Origin of the sequence: Micromonospora sp. ATA51, from assembly GCF_016802855.1 — a bacterium.
GTDB classification, from domain to species: domain Bacteria; phylum Actinomycetota; class Actinomycetes; order Mycobacteriales; family Micromonosporaceae; genus Micromonospora; species Micromonospora sicca.
Genome location: NZ_JAEVHJ010000045.1, coordinates 14,275 through 31,140, shown reverse-complemented (window position 1 = coordinate 31,140; position 16,866 = coordinate 14,275). Strand labels below are relative to the sequence as shown.

Genomic DNA, 16,866 nt, shown 5'->3' with positions numbered 1-16,866 from the left:
CGCCGCCGCGGTCGTCGCGTTGACCTTCGCGACGGTGCCCGTCGGCGCGTTCGGCGCGGAGCGCGGCGGCCCGCCGTACCGGGCGAACGCAGGCGCCGGCGTCGCCACCACCGGCGCGCCGCACACCATCGGCGCCGCCGCCCAGAAGAGCCTCGACGAGTCGACGACACCGGACAGCTCTGCGCCCGCGTCGCCGGCCGGCGAGTCGCCCACTCCGCCGACCGGTGCCGGGTCGGGTGTAGCCGGAAGGGTCCTTCGCCCGCGCACGCCGAGCCGGGCCACCTCCGCCGCGCCGACGGTCACGTCACGGTTCGGGCTGCCCGCCCGACCGCGACCGCCGGGCCGGCCCCGACCACCCCTGCTGCGCCGACCACCGGCCCGGCCCCGACCACGACGCCGCCCCGGAGCACGGATCCGACCACCGACCCGACCACGGGTCCGGCCCCGACCACCGGGTCACCGTCGCCGGAGCCCGTTCTGATCAACCTCTGTCTGGACCCGCTCCGGCTGCCACTGGCGGAGCGGCTCCTCTGCCCATGAGCGACCCGATGAGTCATCGCGCGGGCGTCGCGCGACGGGAGATCGCCCGAAGTCAGCCCGGCGCAGCGGGAAGCCCCAGCTCAGGATGTCGTTCCCGAGCTGGGGCTGCGTTGCCGCCCGCGGCCGGGCGCTCCGCTCGACGTTCAGGTGCGGGGCGCGGCCACGGCGGCCTGGGCGTCGATGATCCCCCAGCCGTACAGCGGCGAGTAGACGCCGCGCAGGCCGACGACCGGGGTGCGGGCGGTCGACATCAGCACCGAGTACACGTTGTCGAGGCTGCGCCCCTGGGCGAAGAGCAGGGCCGCGACTCCCGACACGTACGGCGTCGCCATCGAGGTGCCCGCGTAGGCGTCGTAGTCCCCCTGCCCGCAGCTCGCCGAGCCGGCGCCGACCGGGACGCTGGACCACACGTCGTCATCGCAGTTGACCAGGCCGGCGCCACCGGGGGCGGCCACCGCCTTCAGGTCAGCCTTCACGCCCAGGTTCGAGTACCACGCCTTCACCTCGTTGCGGTCGGTGGCGGCGACGCAGAGGGCGCCCGCCTCCCAGGCCGGCGTGTCGCACAGGGGCGCCGTCTCGTTGCCGGCCGCGGCGATGACGGCGACGCCCTTCGCCTGCGCGTACGCGATCGCCTCGGTGGCGGCGGACTCGAGCCCGGTGAGGGTGAGGGCCTGGGAGCCCGGCAGCGCGCCGAGACTGAGGTTGACCACCTTGGCACCGTGGTCGGCCGCGTAGCGGATGCCCGCGGCGATGTCGGCGAAGCTGCCGCTGCCCGCCTCCAGCACCTTGATCGGCATGACCTCCGCGTCGGGGGCGACGCCCGCGACACCGAGACCGTTGCCGGTGGCGGCGGCCGCGATGCCCGCCACGTGGGTGCCGTGCTCGTCGCCGGCGTCGGCCGTGCCGTTGGGGCCTCGCCAGTCGCCGTTGCCGCAGGAGGCCGGCCCGCAGTCGACGAAGGTGGCGCCGGGCACGAGCTTGGACTTCAGGTCCGGGTGGCTGAGGTCGACGCCGGTGTCCACCACCGCGATCACCACACCGGTTCCCGTGCTGGCTCCCCAGGCCTGTTCGGCATGGATCTGCCGCAGGCCCCACTGCTTGTCGTACAACGGATCGTTGACAGCCGCCTGCGCGGGCGTTGCGGCGACGGCCACGAGGGCGGTGGCCACCGCGGCGCCGGCGAGTAACCGGGCGATCGACATGAGATATCTCCTCAGGATGCGACAACGGTTCAGCTATGCCATCGGTGAGGAGCCGCCAGACGCAACAGCGGACGAAGGCATTGAGCCCGGCCGGTCCGCTCGGCGATCAGACCACGCAGAACTCGTTGCCCTCCGGGTCGGCCATCACCACGTGGTCGAGCCGGCCGTCCACAACATCCTCACGCAGCACCGTTGCGCCCGCTGCCACCAGCCGCTGGACCGCAGCCCGTACCCGCGGCGCCCGCACCTCCCAGGGCACCCCGCGCCCGCCGCCGGCCTGAATGTCGAGGTGGATCCGGTTCTTGGCCACCTTCGGCTCAGGAACCCTGAGGAACGAGATCCGCGGTCCCCGCCCGGCCGGGTCCTCAAGATAGGCGGCGTCGCCCCACTCGTCCTCGGCAACGCCGAAGTGGCGGAGGAACGCTTCCCAGTCGGCGAAGCCCGACGGGGGCGCCGCGTCGACGTAGCCCAGCGCCGTCTTCCAGAAGGCGGCCAGGGCCGGTGGGTCCGCGCTGTCGAAGGTCATGGTCCACGCGTCGGCCATCTGGTCAGCTTTCACCAGCCACTTCCCCAGGGCAACCGGCACGCGGCCAGCTTCGGTCGGACCATCGTCGGTCGCCGCCGGTGGTCGCCGGCGACGACGGCGTACCGGGAGCGACAGCGGCTATCGCGGGGCAGGTGGCGGCGACAGCCGGGGCACGATCTGGCGGATCGTCGGCCCGCTCGGATCGTGGTAGTCGAGAACGATGTCCGGGTCCGGGTCGGCATCCGGGTGCGGGTCGCTCGGCTGCCGGTGGGAGTCGTCCGTCGCCGATGCGGTCGGGGCATCGGTGGTGACGCGGATGGTGACGCGGCAAACCTCGTCGGGGCCCGGCGCGCACGCCCCACAGGTGATCACCATGACCGTCGAGTGGCCCGGCACGGGATCAGCCGACTGCCGGCGGTCGACGCCTGCCGGAGTCGGTGTGGAGGCTACGCAGCGGCCGGCCCGGCCCCGGGCGTGCAGCGCACGGGTCAGGTGACCGACGAAGGTGACCTGCGAGTCAGGGCAGACCACCGCAACTCGCAGACCCCTGCCGGCCGCCGCGGCCACGATCACATCGGCAACGGTCGCCAGCACCACACGCTCGCGTGCGATCGCGGACAGCTCAAGCACCATGACGCCCCTTCGACGCGGGCTGACCGGCGCCGACTCCCACGGACTGCCACCGGCCACGCTTCCGCCCGATCCAGATGTCGCCAGCGCGGAAACCGACCACCGCGTCGGCTGCCTGGTCGACCTCCATCCCTGCCACCAACGCAGGCGGCGTGATCGCGGCCACCGTTACATTCACCTGCGTCCCCTCCGCAATCGGCGGTGACCGTCACGCCGCGACCGCCTTCTCCGAACTACCGGTTCGCTCCGCCTCGCTGGGCTCAGAGAGCGAAACCGATCAGCCCCTCTGCCAGGTTCTGAGAGGGGATGATCAGGAGGTGCGGAAGCGTCCGGCGATCTGGCCGAAGGTGGGCAGGCCCAGGTGGATGACTGAGGGCTTGAGAGCGGCATCGAGTTGAGCCAGCTTGTCCTCGGCGCCGGCCAGGCTGATCTCCAGGCCCTCGACCTCGCCGAGCCAGCCCCCGCGCTGAGCTTCGGCGATCCGATCGAGCGGGTTGTCGCGGATCTCGATCAGTCGGTCTCGCTGGGACGGCTCGGGCCGGAGGAGCGAGCATCTGACGCAAGCTTCTCTGCACTACGGGTTGCGAGAGTCCGGTCCGAGGCCATGCAGTCGTCGGCCCGTCACGATGATCATCCCCGCTCTTGACGCCCCGGCCGCGCTTGTTCAGCTGATGTGGAGGTTCGTCGTCGCCACACCGACATGCCCCGTCACACTCCGATGAAGCTCACTGTTTCTGTCATGTCCGCCCGCCCGGTACGCAGCCGTGGCACGCCTTCCTTCTCGAATCCCACCGCGACACCGCAGAACAGTACGAGCCCGTCATCGGCTCCGACTATCTGGCTGACAGTCTTGCGATACATCGTCCACATCACCTGGGGGCAGCTGTGCAACCCTTCCGCCCTTAGCAACAGCATGACCGTCTGCAAGTACATCCCCGCGTCCCCCCACTGTCCGGGCCCCATCGTCCGGTCGAGGTAGCAGAACAGTACGACCGGCGCCCCGAACGCCTCCGAGTTCAAGGCGGCGATTTTCATGGGCCTGTCGGGGTCGTCGCGCACGATTCCCAGCGCTTTGTACCGCTGGGCAGCCGCGGCGGAAAGGCGGTCCAGATACGGCGAGGCCAGTTGGGCCGGGTACATCGGATACTCCCGCTCATCACCCGTGTCTCCCGCCAATGCCCTGGCCGTCGCGCGCTTCTTCAGTTCGGCCAAGGGCTCACCGGTCACGACATACACATGCCACGGCTGGAGGTTCCCACTCGACGGAGCCCGCGTCGCTGCAACCAGCACTCGTTCGAGTATCTCTTTGGATACCGGCTCATCGCTGAACACCCGCACAGCCCGGCGGCTGTCTACAGCTTTATACACATCCACGTCTTTCGTCCTCTCACTCGACGGCAACCACCTCTCTACCGTCTTCAGCACGCACAAGAAGCAACAGGTGATCCGGATCGCACTTCGATCTGCGGCAGGCGGCAGCGCTGTTCCTCGGCCTGTGCATGCGATCGGCCTCCGCCTGCTCCACGAGGTGATGGACCAGTTGGTCGGTGAACGGGCGAATCATGGAGCGGCTCCTCAACCTCAGTGGTGCGGATGGCGATCTGGGCGAAGGTGGGCATCCCGAGGTCGATGGCAGTGCGACGCCGGGTCTGCTCGACGTCAAGCACCTGCCCAATTGCCTAGCCGTCGGCGACCTCAATTCGTGGTATCGGAGCCGACGGCAGGTCCGCCGGGTCGGCGACGATCAGCACATCCACCGCACGGTTCGTCACCATGCAGCGCACGGACTCCCACGGTCCGCGGACGATGCCCTCCAGGCGGTAACCGCGCCGGCGGCTGTAGTCCAGGCACTTCGCGACGGCGGGCTCGACGGGGTCGATGTCGGCGGGTATCCAGATCACCGCGTTGTCCATGCCTTCTCTCCTGATCAACTATCGACGGCCGGGCGAGCGGGAATGATCAGCTGCGCGGGGAGGGCGGGCGCCCTCGCTGCTGAACCGGCATCGAGGCGCGGCCCGGGCGCCGCGAGGATCGGCCGGCAGGAGGGCGTCCCGGCTTGCCCCGTTCGCGATGTCGTTACTCGCATCTGCCCCAGGTCCATCCGGGTCGGCTGGTCGGCGATCGCACCGCCGGGGCAACGCAGCGTCCCGCCGGTCGACGCCACAGTGCGTGGACCGTCGTGCCGTCGGGGAGCACGAACGGATCGCAGGCGGTGAAGCCGTGGCGAACGTAGAGGGCAGCCTCGGCGAGAGTGGTGGCCTCCCACGTAGGAAGGCACGAGGCGATCCATCCGGACGAGGCTGCGGGCGAGCAGGGCGGTGGCGCGGGCGTGACGCCAGGTGGCCGACGGGACCGCGAGGAAGGCGAGATGGTTGTGGGCGTCGGCGGGACGGTGAGCTTTGAGGACTCGGTCCAGGGCCCGGAAGCGGTCCAGGTGGTCCCCGCAGGCATGGGCGAGCCGTTCGCGGTAGCCGGCCGGTGGCGGAATGGGACGGTGGCGGTGGAACCAGACGGCGGTGGCGGAGCGGTCGACGAGCAGGTAGACCTCACCGAAGAGCAGGGCGTGTTCGACCCAGACTGCGGAGATGGCGGTGAGGACCTGGCGTCGCCGGTCGTCGTCGGGCACGAGCCACGCGCCGATCGCCGAGGAGTGCAGGGCGTCGGCGACGAGGCCCGCAATGTGGGTGGTGTCGCACCAGCGGGCGGGAACCGCGGGCGGAATGGCTGCCATGGACGATCTCCTGTGGATCAGGCGTTGTTGCCCGAGGGCGGGCCGGCCGCCACACGAGGCGAGGGTGTGTGGTCGGGCGAGGTCGCCCGCCCCTGGAGCGGGCGTGCCGGTACGGACCGGCGTCGCGTGACCGATCAGCGCGGGCGTGCAACCAGCTGATCGGACGTGCGGGACGGTCCTGGGTCGCCGCACGAGGGCCGCGCGGTGGAGGTACGTGGGGCGCGGCGCGCCGGGTGCTGCCGTTCGCCGCCGGCGGATCAGCACCCCGGCGCCCGGGACCGGCGAATATCTGGGTGCGGCCGTGACCGCGCCGCTGTCGCCGGCCGGTTCGTGCTCGGGGGCAGCCGTGGCCGGGCGTGGTGACGCCGAGGCGTCGATCAGGCAGGTCTGGTGCCGGGCTGGGGCGATCGCTGGGCGGACATGTCGCACCGGGACGAAGCGCAGCGCCGGGATGCCAGCTCCGGCGTCCACGGGTGCGGTGAGGTGTCGGCTGCCGTGGGCGTACCGGCGGCTGCGGCAGCCGAACCGGTCGCGCTGCCGGACGAGAGCGTCGTCAGGCCGCCCGTGCCGCGCCCCTCGGCGCGCCCGGGGCCACGACCCACGTCAGCAGCACCCGCGGCCCGTTCGCCGCCGCTTCGACACGGCACCGTCACGTCCCGGGACGGGATGGCCGGCGCAGCTGCCGGGTCCGTCGGGATGACAGCGGGCATCCGGATGGCGTGGCCGGTGTCGCCTGGAGTGGTGGTGGGCACCGCGCCGGCAGGCTGGGGCCGCGGGTCGGCCGGGTCGCCGGGTGGAACCGCCGGTTGGCCGAGGATCGGCCCGGTCAGCCCCAGCACCGGGGCGAGGACGGGATGCAGTGTCCGGACGATCGGCTCGGTCACCGGCCGGAGAACGGCGTCAACGGGTTCGAGAATTCCCGTGCCGGCGACCGCCTGCACCACCGGAGCCGCGGCGGCCACGACCGGACGCGTCACGGGCGCGACGACCTCGACGGCTCCCGCCGACCCCGCGCCGGTCGACCGGCCCACGAGGCGACGCACCGGCGCCACCGCCGCCGACAGGTCGGCGGGCGGGACCCGCACCGCCGGGTCGGACTCGCTGGCAGGCTCGCGGGTGACCGCTCTCCCCGCGGTCACGGGCCCCGGCTCGCGCGTCGCGCCGGTCCTCGCGCGGCTGTGGTCGACCGTCGCCGGCCGGACACGGGGGCGGGCGGGCCGGAGAGGACACTGTCGACCATCGCCCCGGCGCCGCCGAGGAGGTCCCCGACGATGCCCGAGCCCGGTTCGTCGACGGCGTACGCGGTGTCGTGCCTGACGGCGTCGTAGGCGCCCCAGACGGCGACGACGCCACCGAGCAGGAGCATCCCACGTACCGCCGCGCGGGCGAATCGTCGGCCGCCACGCCGCTGCACGGGCACCCTCCCGAGTCGTCCCACAACGCCCACCACAATCGTCGATTGTTGCCCAAAGCGGTCAGTCGATGAGCCTCCGACACGCCGAGTCAGGCGTCGTGGCAGCACGACCGGCGCGGCCTCGCCCGCCCTCGAGGGCCTGGCCCGGAAACTCGCCCACGGCGACGTCGCCGTCGTGCTGATGGAGCCGGCGTTGACCAACATCGGCATCGTCCTGCCCGAGCCGGGCTACCTGGCCGGGGTTCGGGAGCTGACCCGTGCGCACGGCACCTACCTCATCAACGGAGACCCACACCTTCTCCGCCGGCCCGGGTGGCGCGACCGCCGCGTGGGGACTGGATCCCGACGTCGTGACCATCGGCAAGGCCATCGGCGGCGGGATCCCCGTCGGGGCGTACGGGCTGTCCGCAGCGTTGTCGGCGGCGCTGAGCGGCCGCACCGACCTCGACCTGGTCGACGTGGGTGGGCCGGGCGCCGCGCGTCGCGCAATCGGCGGACGCGCCGCCCCGGTCGCCACCGCACGGGTGGGGTCTGACTTTTGTCATGAGTACCCGTGCGTGACGCATCGAGCGTCATGACCAAGCGCACTGTGGCCGGGCCTGTTCCGTCGATGAGACTCGAATCCGTCGCCGGAGGAGGCAGCCGGCCGAGTTCGCGAGGGGAGTCGTGACGGTGGACGAGCGCTACGACAGCTACTGCGCCGCGGATCGGCTGTTCTACGACTCGCTCGGCAGCGCGGTCGCGCAGCCGGCCTTCCCGGCCGCCGAGCGGCCGGTCCCGACCGGCTGGCGACGCGAGCCGCTCGACGACTGGCTGATCTACGCGCCCGAGGGCGGCTCGCTGCCGCAGCAGGGCTGGAAGATCCACGTGTCCGCGGGCCTGGCGAACGCCGAGCGGGTGCTGGACGCCGTCTGGGCGTACTGCGTCCCCCGTGGCCTGTCCTTCAAGTTCCTGCGCGGCCCCCGCACGCTGCTGCTGCGCAACTCCAAGTACGCCGCCCGCGCCGCCAGCGGCAAGTTCATCACGGTTTACCCCCGCGACGACGCGGAGCTGGAGCTGGCCTGCAAGGAACTCGACGAACTGCTCGCCGGCGAGTCCGGGCCGTACATCCTCAGCGACCTGCGCTACGGCGCCGGCCCGGTGTACGTGCGCTACGGCGGCTTCGCCGCCCGCTACTGCCACTCCCCCGACGGCCAGGTGGTACCGGCCATCGAGGACGGCTCCGGGGCGCTGGTGCCCGACCGCCGGGACCCGGTCTTCCACGTGCCGGACTGGATCACCCTGCCCGACTTCCTCGGCCCGCACCTGGCCGCCCGGAGCGCGACCAGCACCGACGAGGTGCCCTACCGGATCGAGCGGGTGATCCACTTCTCCAACGGCGGCGGGCTGTACGTGGGCCGCGACCTGCGTACCGACACGGAGGTGGTGCTGAAGGAGGCCCGGCCGCACACCGGCCTGGACGCCGACGCCACCGACGCCGTCGCCCGGCTGGCCCGGGAGGCGGCCGCCCTGCGCCAGCTCGCCGACCTGCCGCAGGTGCCGCGGGTGCACGACGAGTTCACCCTCGGCGAGCACCGGTTCCTGGCGCTGGAGTTCATCGAGGGCCGCCCGCTCAACAAGGTGCTGGTCGACCGGTACCCACTGATCGACGCCGACGCGACCGACGAGGACCGGGCGGCGTACGTCCGATGGGCCCGGCACATCCACGAACAGGTCGAGTCGCTGATCGCGGCGATCCACGACCGGGGCCTGGTCTACGGCGACCTGCACCTGTTCAACATCATGGTCCGCCCCGACGACCGGGTCGCCCTGGTCGACTTCGAGGTCGCCGCGCCCATCGCCGGACACCGCCGGCCCGGCCTGCGCAACCAGGGCTTCGCGGCCCCGCGGGACCGGACCGGGCCGGCGGTGGACCGGTACGCCCTGGCCTGCCTGCGGCTGGCGCTGTTCCTGCCGCTGACCCAGCTCGTCCGGCTCGCCCCGGCGAAGGCGGCGCACCTGGCCGACATCGTCACCGCCAACCTCCCGGTGCCCCGGTCCTTCCTGGACCCGGCCGTCGAGGAGATCACCGGCTCCACCCGCGGTGGCGCGCACGACCCGCAGCCGGCGCTCGATCCGGGCGACTGGCCGGCGGTGCGGCAGCGGTTGACCACGGCGATCCTGGCCAGCGCCACACCCCAGCGGGACGACCGGCTCTTCCCCGGCGACATCGAGCAGTTCCGCAGCGGCGGCCTCAACCTCGGCCACGGAGCCGCCGGGGTCCTGTACGCACTGGCCGCCAGTGGCGCCGGGCGCTGGCCGGAACACGAGGACTGGCTGGTGCGGCGGGCGAGCTCGCCCCCGTCCGGGACCCGCTGCGGCTTCTACGACGGGCTGCACGGTGTCGCGTACGCGCTGGAACACCTCGGGCGCCGACAGGACGCGCTGGACGTGCTCGACATCTGCCTCCGGCAGCCCTGGGACGGGCTGGACCACAGCCTGGCGAGCGGCCTGTCCGGGATCGCCCTCAACCTGGCCGAGCTGGCCGGGCGCACCGGGGAGACGTCGCTGCGCGACGCCGCGTGGCGGGCCGCCGAGCAGGTCGTCGACCGGCTCGCCGACGACCCGGGCCCCGACGTCAGCGGCGGGCGGCACCCGTACGCCGGGCTGCTGCGCGGCCGGACCGGCGCGGCGCTGATGCTGCTGCGGCTGCACGAGCTGAGCGGCGACGAGACGCTGCTGGAGCACGCCGCCACGGCGCTGCGCCAGGACCTGCGCCGGTGCGTGGTACGCCCCGACGGCGCGCTTGAGGTCAACGAGGGCTGGCGGACCATGCCGTACCTGGCGCACGGCAGCGTCGGCATCGGGCTGGTCCTCGACCAGTACCTGCGCCACCGCGCCGAGGAACGGTTCACCGAGGCGAGCGCCGGGATTCGCCGCGCGGCGCGGTCACCGTTCTACGCGCAGGCCGGGCTGTTCGCCGGGCGGGCCGGCATCATCGCGTACCTCGCCGCCTCGGCGGACGACGCCGACCAGCGGCGGGAGCTCGCCGCGCAGCGGGAACGACTGGCCTGGCACGCTCTGCCGTACCGGGACGGGGTTGCCTTCCCCGGCGAGCAGCTGCTGCGGCTGTCCATGGACCTCGGCACCGGCACCGCCGGAGTGCTGTACGCGCTGGCCTGCGCGCAGCACGACCAGCCGCCGGTGCTGCCCTTCCTCGCGCCGTTGCCGGGCGCGCAGAGACTCCCCCGCGGCAGCGGGGGCGACCGGATCGACCGACCAGCGGAAAGGGGGTGACACGACATGGCGCTTCTGGACCTTCAGGGCCTGGAGATGGCTCCGGCCGACCGTACGGGTGGCGGTAGCCGGGCGAGCCTGCTGCTCTGCGGCGACAGCTCGCTCTCCGTCACGACCTGCAACTGATCGCGGGCACCACGCGGGGCCCTGGGTGGGTAGACGTGCCCACCCGGGGCAACCGCCGCCACACCGGGAGGACCGATGCAGACGTTGGCCGCGGGAGACGGGTTGCTCCGGCGGACGGTCCGGGAGGGCGGCGGCTGGACGGCCGTGCTCGCGGCGGTCGCGCTGACCGGCGCGGCCGCCGAACTGCTGCTACCCGCGGCCCTCGGCCGCGCCGTCGACGCCGCCCTTGCCGGCGACTCCCGCTGGTGGGCGGTGTCGGCCTGCGGCCTGGTCGTCGTCCTCGTCTGCACCGACACCCTCAGCGACCTGGCCGGCGGATACGGTGCCGCGCGGGCCACCGCCCGGCTCCGCCGGCACCTGCTCCGGCACCTGTTCGCGCTGGACGTGCGCGCCACCCGCCGTCACCCGGTGGGTGATCTCGTCGGCCGGCTGGTCGGCCAGGCAGCCGACGCGGGACAGGCCGGCAACTCGGTGGTGCTGGCGGTGGTGACGGTGCTGCCGCCGCTCGGCAGCGTCGTCGCGCTCACCGTCCTGGAGCCGGTGCTGGGCGCCACCCTGCTCGCCGGTCTCGGCCTGCTCGCCGTGCTGATGCGCGCCTTCGTCACCGACGCCTCGGCCGCCACCGCCGGATACCAACAGGCCCTGGGCGCGATCGCCGGCCGACTGCTGGAGTCGCTGACCGGGGCCCGGACCATCGCCGCCGCGGCGACCACCCGCCGCGAGGAGGACCGGGTGCTGGCCGCCCTGCCGGAGCTCGGCCGGCACGGCCGCCGCGGCTGGGAGCTGCTGGCCCGGGCCAGCGCGCGTACCTCGGCGGTGGCGCCGCTGTTGCAGCTCACCGTGATCGCGGTCGGCGGGTACGCCCTGACCGCCGGCTGGCTCACCCCGGGGCAGCTGGTCTCCGCGGTCCGGTACGCGGCCATGGGCGCCGGACTGGGCGGGGTGCTCGCCACGCTGAACCATCTGGTCCGCAGCCGGGCGGGCGCAGACCGGGTCGCCGAACTGCTGGCCCGACCCGTCGTGGCCGACGGCGACCGGACGCTTCCGCCGGGCCGCGGCGGGCTCCGGCTGCGCGGGGTGAGCGTGCACGGCGATGACGGCCGGCCGATCCTGGCGGGCGTCGACCTGGATGTCCCGGCCGGCGCGACCGTCGCCGTCGTCGGGACGTCGGGCGCGGGCAAGTCCACGCTCGCCGCGGTGGCGGGACGGCTGCACGACCCGGACGTCGGTGAGGTGCGGCTGGACGGGGTGCCGCTGCGCGAGCTGGACCGGGCGGCACTGCGCCGGGCGGTGGGCTACGCCTTCGGCCGGCCGGTGCTGATCGGTGCGACGGTCCACGACGCGATCGGGCTGGCGCTGCCGGCCGGCTCGGCGTCACCGCCGGCCGACGGCAGCCCGGCCACGCCACCGGTCCTGAGCGCGGCCCGTACGGCGGCGGTCGCCGACGTCGTCGCCCGACTGCCGACGGCTTCCGCACCCCGCTGGAGGACACGCCGCTCTCCGGCGGTGAGGCCCAGCGACTCGGACTGGCCCGCGCCCTCGCCGCGGAGCGCCTGCTCATCCTGGACGACGCCACGTCCAGCCTGGACACCGCGACCGAACACCGGATCGCGCAGGCGGTGGCCGGGCGAGCCGGCGAGCGTACCCGCCTGGTGGTCACCCATCGGGCCGCGACCGCCGAAGCGGCCGACCTCGTCGCCTGGCTCGACGGCGGCCGGCTGCGCGGCCTGGCTCCGCACCGGCGGCTCTGGGTGGACCCGGCCTACCGGGCGGTCTTCCTGCCGGCCGGTGACGGCTCGTGAGCGGCGTACGCCGGGTGACCTGGCGGGCGCTGCGTGCCCGAGGACGGGACCTCACCCGGCTCTGCGGCTGGTCACTGGTGGAGGCGCTGCCCGCGCTGCTGTCCGGCTATCTGGTCGCCCGCGCCGTCGACGAGGGTTTCCTGGCCGGACGCCTCCTCACCGGCCTGGCCTGGTTGGGTGCCCTCGCCGTGGCCGTACTCGTCGGCGCGGCCGCCACGGGTCGGGCGTACCGGAGCCTCGGCGCCGTGGTCGAGCCGTTCCGCGACGAGCTGGCCGGGCGGGTGGTCCACGCCGCGCTCCGCGAGGCCACCCGGGCCGGCGGTCGTCCGGACAGCGCGGCGCTGGCCCGGCTGACCCACCAGGTGGAGATCGTCCGGGACACCTTCGGTGGCCTGCTGATGGTGACCCGCGGCTTCCTGTTCGCCGCCGGCGCGGCCCTGCTCGGCCTGTTCGCCCTGGCCCCGGTGGTGGCGGCGCTGGCCGCCGCGCCGCTGGTCGTCGGTCTGGCCGTGTTCGTCACCGCGCTGCCGGCGATGGTCGGGCACCAGCGCGCGTACGTCCGAGCCGGTGAACAGCTCGGCCAGTCGGCCGCGGCCGCCCTGACCGGGCACCGGGACGTGCTCGCCTGCGGGGCGCAGGCTCGCGTCGTGGCCGACGTGGAGGTACGGGTGTCGGCACAGGCCCACGCCGAACGGACCGTGGCCCGGATGGCCGCGGTACGCAGTCTCAGCCTGGGCATCGGCGGCTGGCTGCCGCTGGTGGTGCTGCTCCTGGCCGCGCCGTGGCTGGTCGAGCGCGGCCTGAGCGCCGGCGCCGTGCTCGGCGCGCTCATCTACGTCGCCACCGGGTTGCAACCCGCCCTGCACACCCTGGTGCAGGGCGTCGGCGGTGGCGGCCTGCGGTACGCGGTCACCCTGGAGAACATCCTGCGCACCTGCCCGACGCCCGACGACCACCGCCCGCCGGCCCCGGCCGTCCGGGCACCGAGCCCCGGCCGGTCGACGGGACCGGCCGGTCCGGTGCCCGCGGTGCGGATCCGCGGACTGACCTTCCGCTACGGCCTGCTCGCCCAGCCGGTACTGGAGGACTTCTCGCTGACCCTGGCCGACGGTGACCACCTCGCCGTGGTCGGGCCGAGCGGCGCGGGCAAGTCCACCCTGGCCGCGCTGATGGCCGGACTGGTGCCCCCGCAGGCCGGCACCGTCCACCTGGCCGGCGCGGCGGTCGCCGGCGCCGAACCGGAGGTGCTCGCCCGGATGCGGGTGCTGGTGCCGCAGGAGGCGTACGTCTTCACCGGCTCGCTCGCCGACAACCTCCGCTACCTGCGGCCCGACGCCGACGACGCCGCCCTGGAGGCCGGCCTCGACGCGCTCGGCGCCCGCGCGCTCGCCACCCGCCTGGGCGGGCTGGCCGCGCCCGTCGCGCCCGCCCTGCTCTCCGCCGGCGAACGGCAGCTCATCGCCGCCGTCCGGGCCTGGCTGACGGCCGCCCCACTGACCATCCTCGACGAGGCGACCTGCCACCTGGACCCGGCGTTGGAGTCGACGGTCGAGGGCGCCTTCGCGCAGCGGGCAGGCACCCTGGTGGTAATCGCGCACCGGATCAGCTCCGCGATCCGGGCCCGTCGGGTGCTGGTGCTCGACGGCGACAAGCCGGTCGTCGGTACGCACGAGCAACTACTGGCCCGCTCGGCGACCTACCGACTACTCGTCGGTTGTTGGGACGACGTCCCGGTGCCGCCCGGCGCGGCGCCCGCCGGGCGGGTGTGAGCCACCGCCGCCGGGTGCTCAGATCCAGCCCGCCTCCCGGGCGACACGCACGGCTTCCACCCGGGTACGCGCGCCCGCCTTACGGGCGATCCGAGCGAGGTGGTTGCGGACGGTGCCGCGGGCGAGCCCCAGCGACGCGGCGACCTCCGCCACCGGCGCCCCCGCCGCGGTCAACCTGAGGACCTCGATCTCGCGGCTGGTCAGCGGCCCGTCCGGGCGCAGCGCGGCGACGACGAGGTCCGCGTCGAGCACGGGCTCGCGGCGGAACAACCGCCGGATCCCCTCCACCACCCGCTGCGGGCCCACGTCGCTGCCGAGGATGCCGACCATCCGCGTCGCGGACAGCATGCCGCGCAGCCCCCGCGCCCTGCGGGGGTGGGCGAGCACCAGGAGGGGACACGGGCCGACCGGGCCGGGCACGTCCTCGGCGATGAGGTCCAGATCGGCCACCACCACGTCAGGGCGTTGTGCCTGTACCGCCGGGCGGACCGCGTCGCCGCGATCCACCTCCGCGACCACGCTGATGTCCTCCTCCGCGGCGAGGACGCAGGACAGCGCGCCCCGAACCAGGGCACCCTCCAGGGCGAGCAGGGTACGGATCACGGTGGACCTTCCTGCGCATCTTCAGCATCGATCACTCAACGTCAGCATTCAAACACGCACCTTGGGGTCCTGCACGGCTACGGGGCGGGCCCGGGACATGGCCGGCGGACCCGCCCACCGACCACTAGAACCAGCCGTCACGCCGCGCGCGCCACACCGCCTCCATCCGGTTGCGGGCCCCCGTCTTGCGCAGAATCGCCGACAGGTGGTTGCGCACCGTCCCATGCGCCAGATAGAGCCGACGGGCCATCTCCTTCACCGGAAGGCCCTCGGCAGCCACCCGCAGCACGTCCAGCTCCCGTAGGGTCAGCGGAGTCTCCGGGGGGCAGAGCACCGCCACCGCGGCGGCCGGGTCGATGGCCCGCTCCCCCGCGGCGAGTGCGCGGATCGCCCGGACCAGGTCCGGCAGCGATCCGTCCTTGCCGAGGAGACCCCGCGCCCCGGCCGCCAGCGCCGCCTCGGCCAGGGCGGGACTCCACCGGTGACTCATCGCCAGCACGGCGCTGCCCGGCGCCTCGGCGCCGATCCTGGCCAGCACTTCGACCGGGTCCGGCAGCTCCGGCGCCAGAGCCAGCACCACCACGTCCGGCCGGCAGCGCCGGACCACCGTCAACAGCTCACCGGCACCCTCCACGTCGGCGACCACATTCATGTCCTCCTCACTCGACAGCGCGGCGCAGAGCGCACCGCGCAGCAGACCCATGTCCTCGGCCACGACAACGTGGATCACCACGTTTCTCCGATCTCGGGTACGCGTCACGACGGCCATCGGCCCCGCAACTCTCGACGGGGCGGCACGGCCGGATCGGGCGCGACAGACGGGCAGCCCTCGTCCCGCCGCACCGCCGCGGTGGACGGGGCGCGGGCGCCGTTGGACCACGCCAGCGGGGCCGGCACGGCCTTCGGGCCGGCGACCGCGGGCGGGTCGTCCGGCTCAGCCGGGACGGGCGACCGCTGAGGGAGATCGTCCCCCGACGAGGACCGGCACCAGGTCCTGGAACTGGCCGGGCCGGCACCGCGACGGCCAGCCGGGCGCGCGGAGCAGTCCTGGCCCGGGCCCCGGTCCGTCCTGGACACCCACGGCAGCCTTGTCGGCGGGTGGGACGGGCCGGCCGGGTTGTCCGGACGACGCCGACTCCGGGCACGGCCGCGCGGCGCCCCGCCCGATCGGCGCGGCCGGACCCACCGGTCCGACGACGGACGCCGACGGCGGTTTCGCCATGGTCGGCGCAGCCCTCGCAAGCGCGGGCGCGGGCCTCGGGCCCCGGGGCGGCTCCGAGGCGGTGAGCGGACGGGCTGTCGGGCCGCTCGCCCTACCGGAGCCCGACTCGGCCGCCGGCGCCGGGGGCGGAGCGGTCGGGCCGGGCGAGGGCGGGACTGCCGGACCGCTGACCAGGCCGAGGACGGGCGAGAGAACGGCTCCGGCGGCCCGGATGAGCGTCGTGACGAGGGACGGAATCGGCACGGTGTCCACGGCACGCACGACGTGCGGAAGCGGGGCGACAACCAGCGCCACCACAGCCGGTCGGGCCACGCTCGGCCCCGCCAGCGGTGTCGGCGACCTGGCGGGAACTCGCGGCCCCTGACGATCGGCGGACCGCCGCCCGAGGCCGCCGGCGGAATTCTGACGCCGATCCGCACGGCGTTCGGCAGGCCGGCCGGCCGGCCTGCCACCGTCTACACCGAATGAGAGCGGGGTCCGGGTCCGGGGCGCGACCACGGACGACGCGTCCCCAGACGACGGTGTCCGGGTCGGGTGTGTCCGGTCAGGTGCGGCGGCCAGGCCACCGACGACAGCGCGCAGCAGGGTCACGGGCCGGGCCGCGCCGCCCCCCGCCGGGTGATCCCGCCGGCCGGACGTTCTTGGCGAGCGAGCGATCCGCTCGAGTCGAGCGCGACGCGGATGTGCTGGTGGTGCTCACCGGAACCGGTGCGGTCAGCCGCGCTCGCGACGGCCGGCCCGTCGAACAGCGCAGCCACCAGGAAGCCGGCGCCCACGGCGGCCGCGATCAGGACGACCCGCCGGACGAACCGGGCCAGTCCGTCGGACGGAGGCGGCGCAGATCGCCCCGGCGCGGCCGCGGGAGCGGGTGGCCTGGCGGGACATCGCACGCGGAGACGACCTCCTTCCACCGAGAACGCTGACCCATGGTAGCGATGCGATCACGCGAACGCACTCCGTGCAGGTCGTGGTGACGGCATGTCAACGGTTGACCCGATCGGCACCGGCGGTCCTCCGCAGCGCCG

General features: G+C 74.1%; 18 protein-coding genes and 1 pseudogene. 6 read left to right on the top strand and 13 right to left on the bottom strand.

Features of this window, described 5'->3' with window-relative positions; translation table 11 throughout:
* The 9 genes from JNW87_RS10600 to JNW87_RS10560 all read right to left on the bottom strand — a co-directional run.
* On the bottom strand, positions 1-303 hold a 303-nt coding region (locus JNW87_RS10600; protein ID WP_238453591.1), incomplete at its 3' end, for a hypothetical protein.
* 380 nt (positions 304-683) lie between these two features.
* A complete protein-coding gene (locus JNW87_RS10595; RefSeq protein WP_109803844.1) occupies positions 684-1,742 on the bottom strand; it encodes a S8 family peptidase in 1,059 nt (352 codons plus the stop codon).
* 106 nt (positions 1,743-1,848) lie between these two features.
* Positions 1,849-2,286 (bottom strand): VOC family protein, encoded by a 438-nt coding sequence (locus JNW87_RS10590; protein WP_109803902.1) that lies wholly within the window; start codon positions 2,284-2,286, stop codon positions 1,849-1,851.
* A gap of 120 nt (positions 2,287-2,406) precedes the next feature.
* Positions 2,407-2,901 (bottom strand): hypothetical protein, encoded by a 495-nt coding sequence (locus tag JNW87_RS10585; protein WP_109803845.1) that lies wholly within the window; start codon positions 2,899-2,901, stop codon positions 2,407-2,409.
* 705 nt (positions 2,902-3,606) lie between these two features.
* Complete coding sequence (locus tag JNW87_RS10580; RefSeq protein ID WP_201749834.1) at positions 3,607-4,323, bottom strand: nitroreductase family protein; 717 nt, start codon at positions 4,321-4,323, stop codon at positions 3,607-3,609.
* Between the two features lie 254 nt (positions 4,324-4,577).
* Complete coding sequence (locus JNW87_RS10575) at positions 4,578-4,811, bottom strand: hypothetical protein (protein WP_109803847.1); 234 nt, start codon at positions 4,809-4,811, stop codon at positions 4,578-4,580.
* Positions 4,812-4,825: 14 nt separating this feature from the next.
* The gene (locus JNW87_RS10570; RefSeq protein WP_238453590.1) at positions 4,826-5,629 is read right to left on the bottom strand and encodes an N-acetyltransferase; all 804 of its coding nucleotides are present in this window, start codon (positions 5,627-5,629) and stop codon (positions 4,826-4,828) included.
* Between the two features lie 377 nt (positions 5,630-6,006).
* Positions 6,007-6,768: a hypothetical protein gene (locus tag JNW87_RS10565; protein WP_238453589.1), complete on the bottom strand. Its 762-nt coding sequence runs from the start codon at positions 6,766-6,768 to the stop codon at positions 6,007-6,009.
* Entirely contained in the window at positions 6,765-6,995 is a 231-nt protein-coding gene (locus tag JNW87_RS10560) for a hypothetical protein (RefSeq protein ID WP_238453588.1), read from the bottom strand. Before JNW87_RS10560 ends, JNW87_RS10565 begins: the two co-directional genes overlap by 4 nt.
* Positions 6,996-7,300: 305 nt before the next feature.
* Between JNW87_RS10560 and JNW87_RS10555 the strand changes: the two genes are divergently transcribed.
* The 4 genes and pseudogenes from JNW87_RS10555 to JNW87_RS10540 form a co-directional block, all read left to right on the top strand.
* Positions 7,301-7,621, top strand: a complete 321-nt coding sequence (locus JNW87_RS10555; protein ID WP_236648205.1) for a hypothetical protein — start codon at positions 7,301-7,303, stop codon at positions 7,619-7,621.
* Positions 7,622-7,715: 94 nt separating this feature from the next.
* Positions 7,716-10,319 (top strand): class III lanthionine synthetase LanKC, encoded by a 2,604-nt coding sequence (lanKC, locus tag JNW87_RS10550; RefSeq protein ID WP_109803904.1) that lies wholly within the window; start codon positions 7,716-7,718, stop codon positions 10,317-10,319.
* Between the two features lie 6 nt (positions 10,320-10,325).
* Positions 10,326-10,445, top strand: coding sequence for a SapB/AmfS family lanthipeptide (locus tag JNW87_RS10545; protein ID WP_013734295.1), 120 nt, complete (start codon positions 10,326-10,328; stop codon positions 10,443-10,445).
* A 75-nt stretch (positions 10,446-10,520) separates the two neighbouring features.
* Positions 10,521-11,723 (top strand): annotated as a pseudogene (locus JNW87_RS10540) (ABC transporter transmembrane domain-containing protein); the annotation flags it as partial.
* Positions 11,724-11,740: 17 nt separating this feature from the next.
* On the opposite strand, the gene JNW87_RS10535 reads toward JNW87_RS10540, so the two are convergent.
* Complete coding sequence (locus JNW87_RS10535; protein ID WP_238453587.1) at positions 11,741-12,109, bottom strand: hypothetical protein; 369 nt, start codon at positions 12,107-12,109, stop codon at positions 11,741-11,743.
* On the opposite strand from JNW87_RS10535, the gene JNW87_RS10530 reads away from it, so the two are divergent.
* The gene (locus JNW87_RS10530) at positions 12,098-12,247 is read left to right on the top strand and encodes a hypothetical protein (protein WP_238453586.1); all 150 of its coding nucleotides are present in this window, start codon (positions 12,098-12,100) and stop codon (positions 12,245-12,247) included. The genes JNW87_RS10535 and JNW87_RS10530 overlap by 12 nt on opposite strands.
* The gene (locus JNW87_RS10525) at positions 12,244-14,016 is read left to right on the top strand and encodes an ATP-binding cassette domain-containing protein (RefSeq protein WP_109803851.1); all 1,773 of its coding nucleotides are present in this window, start codon (positions 12,244-12,246) and stop codon (positions 14,014-14,016) included. Before JNW87_RS10530 ends, JNW87_RS10525 begins: the two co-directional genes overlap by 4 nt.
* An 18-nt stretch (positions 14,017-14,034) precedes the next feature.
* On the opposite strand, the gene JNW87_RS10520 is transcribed toward JNW87_RS10525, so the two are convergent.
* The 3 genes from JNW87_RS10520 to JNW87_RS10510 all read right to left on the bottom strand — a co-directional run bounded on the left by JNW87_RS10520 (position 14,035) and on the right by JNW87_RS10510 (position 16,617).
* Positions 14,035-14,619, bottom strand: a complete 585-nt coding sequence (locus tag JNW87_RS10520) for a response regulator transcription factor (RefSeq protein WP_109803852.1) — start codon at positions 14,617-14,619, stop codon at positions 14,035-14,037.
* 124 nt (positions 14,620-14,743) lie between these two features.
* The gene (locus JNW87_RS10515; protein WP_238453585.1) at positions 14,744-15,349 is read right to left on the bottom strand and encodes a response regulator transcription factor; all 606 of its coding nucleotides are present in this window, start codon (positions 15,347-15,349) and stop codon (positions 14,744-14,746) included.
* A 1,079-nt stretch (positions 15,350-16,428) separates the two neighbouring features.
* The gene (locus JNW87_RS10510; RefSeq protein ID WP_238453584.1) at positions 16,429-16,617 is read right to left on the bottom strand and encodes a hypothetical protein; all 189 of its coding nucleotides are present in this window, start codon (positions 16,615-16,617) and stop codon (positions 16,429-16,431) included.
* Positions 16,618-16,866 lie beyond the last annotated feature (249 nt).

Bases quoted from the DNA above. Each gene is read 5' to 3' on its own strand.
- JNW87_RS10570 (WP_238453590.1), bottom strand. From the start codon at position 5,629: ATGGCAGCCATTCCGCCCGCGGTTCCCGCCCGCTGGTGCGACACCACC.
- JNW87_RS10545 (WP_013734295.1), top strand. From the start codon at position 10,326: ATGGCGCTTCTGGACCTTCAGGGCCTGGAGATGGCTCCGGCCGACCGT.
- JNW87_RS10590 (WP_109803902.1), bottom strand. From the start codon at position 2,286: ATGGCCGACGCGTGGACCATGACCTTCGACAGCGCGGACCCACCGGCC.
- JNW87_RS10560 (WP_238453588.1), bottom strand. From the start codon at position 6,995: ATGCTCCTGCTCGGTGGCGTCGTCGCCGTCTGGGGCGCCTACGACGCC.
- JNW87_RS10595 (WP_109803844.1), bottom strand. From the start codon at position 1,742: ATGTCGATCGCCCGGTTACTCGCCGGCGCCGCGGTGGCCACCGCCCTC.
- JNW87_RS10535 (WP_238453587.1), bottom strand. From the start codon at position 12,109: ATGGGTGACCACCAGGCGGGTACGCTCGCCGGCTCGCCCGGCCACCGC.
- JNW87_RS10575 (WP_109803847.1), bottom strand. From the start codon at position 4,811: ATGGACAACGCGGTGATCTGGATACCCGCCGACATCGACCCCGTCGAG.
- JNW87_RS10585 (WP_109803845.1), bottom strand. From the start codon at position 2,901: ATGGTGCTTGAGCTGTCCGCGATCGCACGCGAGCGTGTGGTGCTGGCG.